Annotated in this window: 6 protein-coding genes; 2 read left to right on the top strand and 4 right to left on the bottom strand. The window is 66.9% G+C overall.

Translation table 11 applies throughout. The features are described 5' to 3' along the window. On the bottom strand, positions 1 to 1237 hold a 1237-nt coding region (locus ACIQ6O_RS13340; RefSeq protein ID WP_396208282.1), incomplete at its 3' end, for a DEAD/DEAH box helicase. Between the two features lie 60 nt (positions 1238 to 1297). Between ACIQ6O_RS13340 and ACIQ6O_RS13335 the strand changes: the two genes are divergently transcribed. Then, positions 1298 to 1756: an SET domain-containing protein gene (locus tag ACIQ6O_RS13335; RefSeq protein WP_396208281.1), complete on the top strand. Its 459-nt coding sequence runs from the start codon at positions 1298 to 1300 to the stop codon at positions 1754 to 1756. Positions 1757 to 1946: 190 nt separating this feature from the next. After that, positions 1947 to 2522 (top strand): c-type cytochrome, encoded by a 576-nt coding sequence (locus ACIQ6O_RS13330; RefSeq protein ID WP_396208280.1) that lies wholly within the window; start codon positions 1947 to 1949, stop codon positions 2520 to 2522. Positions 2523 to 2530: 8 nt separating this feature from the next. On the opposite strand, the gene ACIQ6O_RS13325 is transcribed toward ACIQ6O_RS13330, so the two are convergent. From ACIQ6O_RS13325 to ACIQ6O_RS13315, 3 genes are all read right to left on the bottom strand, one after another. Continuing rightward, positions 2531 to 3061: a GNAT family N-acetyltransferase gene (locus ACIQ6O_RS13325; protein WP_396208279.1), complete on the bottom strand. Its 531-nt coding sequence runs from the start codon at positions 3059 to 3061 to the stop codon at positions 2531 to 2533. A 10-nt stretch (positions 3062 to 3071) separates the two neighbouring features. After that, a complete protein-coding gene (locus tag ACIQ6O_RS13320; protein ID WP_396208278.1) occupies positions 3072 to 4106 on the bottom strand; it encodes a sulfite oxidase in 1035 nt (344 codons plus the stop codon). A 10-nt stretch (positions 4107 to 4116) separates the two neighbouring features. Beyond that, the coding region (locus ACIQ6O_RS13315; RefSeq protein ID WP_396208277.1) for a hypothetical protein at positions 4117 to 4470 on the bottom strand (354 nt) is incomplete at its 5' end.

Genomic DNA, 4470 nt, shown 5'->3' with positions numbered 1-4470 from the left:
CCTCGACGAGCGCTTCACGCAGCGTGGCCTTCACCAACTCCTGGCGGTGCGCGCGCAGGTCGGCCACGGTGGGCACCTGCGCCATGTCGATCTTCTGGCTCGTCTGCCGTTCGATGTTGCGCAGCAGGCGGCTTTCGCGCGGCTCGGCGAGCGTGATCGCGACGCCCTCGCGCCCCGCACGACCGGTGCGGCCGATGCGGTGCACGTACGTCTCGGCGTCGGCCGGTACATCGAAGTTCACCACGTGACTCACGTGCTTCACGTCGAGCCCGCGGGCCGCCACGTCGGTGGCGATGAGCAGGTCCACCTTCTTCGCGCGGAACTTCTGCATCACGCGATCACGCTGATCCTGCGACAGCCCACCGTGCAGCGATTCCGCACGCAGGCCGCGCGCCGTGAGCGTCTCGCTCAGCTCGTCCACTTCGGTACGCGTACGGCAGAACACGATGGCGCTCGTGGGCTGCTCGATATCGAGTACGCGGGCCAGCGCCGGCATCTTGTGCGCGCGCGAGACGATGTACGCCACCTGACGCACACGGGCCGCTTCGCCTTCAGCACGCACTTCGCGCTCGACCGTCACATGCTCGGGGTCGCGCAGATACTTGCGCGTGATCCCCGCGATACGCGGCGGCAACGTGGCACTGAACAGCGCCGTCTGCTTTTCCGTCGGCGTCGCGTCGAGAATGGCTTCGAGTTCGTCGGCGAAGCCCATGTCGAGCATTTCGTCGGCTTCGTCGAGCACCACCGCGCGCAGCGTACCCAGCTTGAGCGTGTGGCGCTTGATGTGATCGAGGGCGCGACCGGGCGTGGCGATCACCACGTCCACCCCACGCTTGAGCGCGCGCACCTGCAGTTCCATGCTCGCGCCGCCGTACACGGCGAGGGCGTGCAGTCCGAGCGGCTTGCCATAGCGGTGCACCGCTTCGGCCACCTGCATCGCCAGTTCGCGCGTGGGCACGAGAATGAGGACCGACGGCCCGCCATCGCTGGCGCGGTGGCCGGCGCCAATCCGCGTCAGCAGCGGCAGCGAGAATGCGGCGGTCTTGCCGGTGCCGGTGGCTGCCTGGGCGAGCACATCCCGCCCATCGAGCAGCGGCGGAATGGCGGCCCGCTGCACGGGCGTGGGCTCTTCATAGCCAAGGGCGGATAGCGCGTCCGCGATACGCGGATCAATCCCGAGGGCTGCGAAGCCATTAGTGGCGTCGCCCGCGGTGGTATCCGCGTCTGTTTTCGTCATGGTGTTCTCCTGTAATCAGGAAAGGTAGCACAGTCGAGGCCTCCGTGGTGAAATTCCGGCATGAATGTCACCAACGGACTTCCCTTCGCGGTGCGCCAGAGCCCCATCCAGGGACTCGGCGCCTTCGCCACGCGTGCCATTCCCGAGGGAACACGCATCATCGAGTACGCAGGGGAGCGACTCACCCCCGCCGAAGCCGAGGCGCGCTACCCCGACGAACCCGGCCAGCGGCACCACACGTTCCTGTTCGCCATCGACGACGACGTGGTGGTGGATGCCTCGGTGAACGGCAACGAGGCGCGCTTCCTCAACCACTCGTGTGCCCCCAATTGCGATGTGGTCGTGGATGCGAAGCGCCTCTGGATCGAAGCCATTCACGACATCGAAGTGGGGGAAGAGCTCGTGTACGACTATGCATTCGTGCTTGAGGAACGGCACACCCCGGCGGTGAAGAAGCGGTACCCGTGCGCCTGTGGTGCGATCACGTGCCGCGGGACCATTCTGGCCCGGAAGCGCTAGCCACCGAGGGCGGTGAGAACACGGAGCATGTCGGCTTTTCACGTTTTTTGTGGTTCTCCGTGCCCTCAGTACCTCTCCGTGACCTCCGTGTTGGCCGCTTGCTTTTGTCTGTCGCCGGGACCGGCACGTCTGCAGCCGGGGCCCCGGCCATATAACTTTGTCGCCGTCCTCTTTCGGAGATTCGTCGTTCATGCGCTCGTACATCGCGGCCGCGCTCGTGGCCACCACCGCCCTGCTCGCGTGCGCCCGCACACAGCAGGAGGCCCCCGTCGCCGCTGCCACTCCTATCGCCCAGTCACCAGCGCCGGCTGCGGCTGCACCGGCGCAGCGGCGTCAGCCCGTGAGCCCCATGAAGCTCGACACGGTGCGCAAGCAGGCGATCGCGGAACTCATGGCCACACTCAAGGGGCGTGAGAACGAGCCCGCTGGTGTCGTCTTCAAGAACGTGAAGCTGCACCGCGACATGCCGGTGAAGGACTTCCTCACCATGATGGACGAGCAGTACGGCCGCAGCCTCAGCTTCGCGTGCACCAACTGTCACATGGACAACGGCGACTACGCGAGCGACACGCGCAAGAACAAGGTCATCGCGCGGCAGATGGAGCGCATGCAGCGGGATATCGACACCAAGTACATCAACAAGGTCAAGGAGCTCGACGATCCGCGCCCCAAGACCACCTGCGTGATGTGCCACCGCGGCACGCCGCACATGCCCAACACCATGGACGTGCCCACGGCACCGGTCCCGCAGCGTAAACGCGGCTGATCAGCGCATCAGAGCGCGCGCGCCATCACATCATCGGTCTGCACATCGGCGCCAAGGCGAAACGTCTTGGCGCCGACGCGTTCGAAGCCCTGCTTGCGGTAGAAGGCGATGGCACGGGCGTTGCGCTCCCACACGCCCAGCCACAGTACGTCGCCACCGAGCGCGCTTGCGGTGCGCACCACCGAGTCCATGAGGGCGTGTGCCACGCCCCGCCCGTGCCACGGTGTGTCCACGTAGAATCGCTGCAGCTCCACGAGGTGATGACCGAGCACGACGTCGTTGGCCGACCCGTCGATCACGAACGCCATGCCCGCGATCACCCCGTCGCACTCGGCCAGCAGACAGGTGCACTCCGGATTCGCCAACTCCGCCGCCTGTTTTGCCGGCGCGAACGCCTCGGCCAGATACGCCGCCATATCCGCCGGATCGTTGTCTGCCGCGAACGTGTCGGAGAAGGTGCGACGACCGAAGTCGCTCACCGCGGCCGCGTCGGCGACCGTACCGGTTCGAAGCACGATGGACGGTGACGCCGCGCTCATGACCGGCGGGTTACCGCACCACGACGTGAATGGCGCGCACCGCATTATTGCCGTAACCCAGCGAGTTCCACACGATCGTGTCAGGCTGCGTGGCACCGCTCGCATCCGTTGCGCGACTGCGGAGCTCCACCAGGTCCGTCGGCAACGCCACGGCCAGCGTAAACGGGGTCCACGCATAGGCGGAATCGGCCGTACCCAGCGTGGCCTCGTGCCAGGTGCCGTTCACGGCCACCTGCACGCGCGTGATGGCACCGTGCCCGCTCCACGCCCACCCGCGCACCTCCGTCTCCGCCGCACACGCGCTGTCCGGCGCGGGCGAAACGATCATGCTCTTCACGAGCGCGCGCGAGACCGGCGTGGTCCCGGTATCGGTGTGGTAGACGTAGCGCTTTGTCTGGAAGTAGCCGGTGAAGGGCGAGGTGCGAACCTCGAGAGCTGCGAGCCACTTCACGCTGGCCATACCGTACCATCCCGGCACGATCAACCGGAGCGGTGCGCCGTGTTCGGGAGTCAGTGGCACACCGTCCATGTGCGTGGCCACGAGTGTGTCCGGATGCAGCGCCATATCCAAGGGGAGCGCCCGTTCGAACCGCACGAGCCCCTCGGCGTCACTGCGCGGTCCGGCATCGGCGCCGATGGCGAGCACTTCGATGGCATCACCCGACACGCCGGCCTGCGCGAGCAGTGCCGACAAGGGCACGCCGCTCCACCGCGTCGTGCTCACCGCCCCGTATTGCCACGGCTCGCCCTCCGGCACCGGTGTCATGCCGAGACGCCAGTTGCCGGCGCACTCCATCGTCACAAGGACCGTGTGCGGCGGCAACAGCGACAGTTCGCCCAGCGCGAGCGAGAGCGGCCGCTCCACGGCACCACGCACCTCGAGCGTCCAGCCATCGTGGGCGGCGGGCGTTTCGAAGTTGCTGCGCACGTACACGCTCTCCGGCGGTGTCACAGCGTGCTGTAACTGCGGCACCGGCGTTTCCGCACAGAGAGGATGCGCACGCACCACATCGAGTGGCGCCCGCAGAGTGTCCTGAGTGGTCACGAAGAGATCGTCATGGAAATGGCGGTCGAGCGTACGCGCCGATCACCGTGTCCCAGGGAGTGGGACGCTGCGCCCGGACGAAGCCGATCGAGTCGAGGCGCTGCATGAACCGGCGTTCGAACAGCGCATCGGCGCCCGGAGACGTCGACTCGCTGGCGGGCAGTGTGGCCACCCGCACTTGCATACGCATACCGGGCACGCCGGCGCTGACGGCGCGGGCCAGATTCTCCAGCCCCGCGAGCGTCGAAGACTGGTGCAGGTAGAACAGCAGGGCCGTGGAACGGCTGCTGATCTGCGTTCGACTGGACGGCGTGATGACCCGGGGTTCGGGATGCGTCCAGAGGTTCATCACGACCCATACGCG

Source organism: Gemmatimonas sp., from assembly GCF_044345575.1.
GTDB lineage: Bacteria > Gemmatimonadota > Gemmatimonadetes > Gemmatimonadales > Gemmatimonadaceae > Gemmatimonas.
Note: the sequence above shows the minus strand (reverse complement) of the source record. Positions and strands in the feature narration are given on the sequence as shown.

Coding starts and splice junctions, on each gene's coding strand:
- ACIQ6O_RS13335 (WP_396208281.1), top strand. CDS start 1,298: ATGAATGTCACCAACGGACTTCCCTTCGCGGTGCGCCAGAGCCCCATC.
- ACIQ6O_RS13330 (WP_396208280.1), top strand. CDS start 1,947: ATGCGCTCGTACATCGCGGCCGCGCTCGTGGCCACCACCGCCCTGCTC.
- ACIQ6O_RS13325 (WP_396208279.1), bottom strand. CDS start 3,061: ATGAGCGCGGCGTCACCGTCCATCGTGCTTCGAACCGGTACGGTCGCC.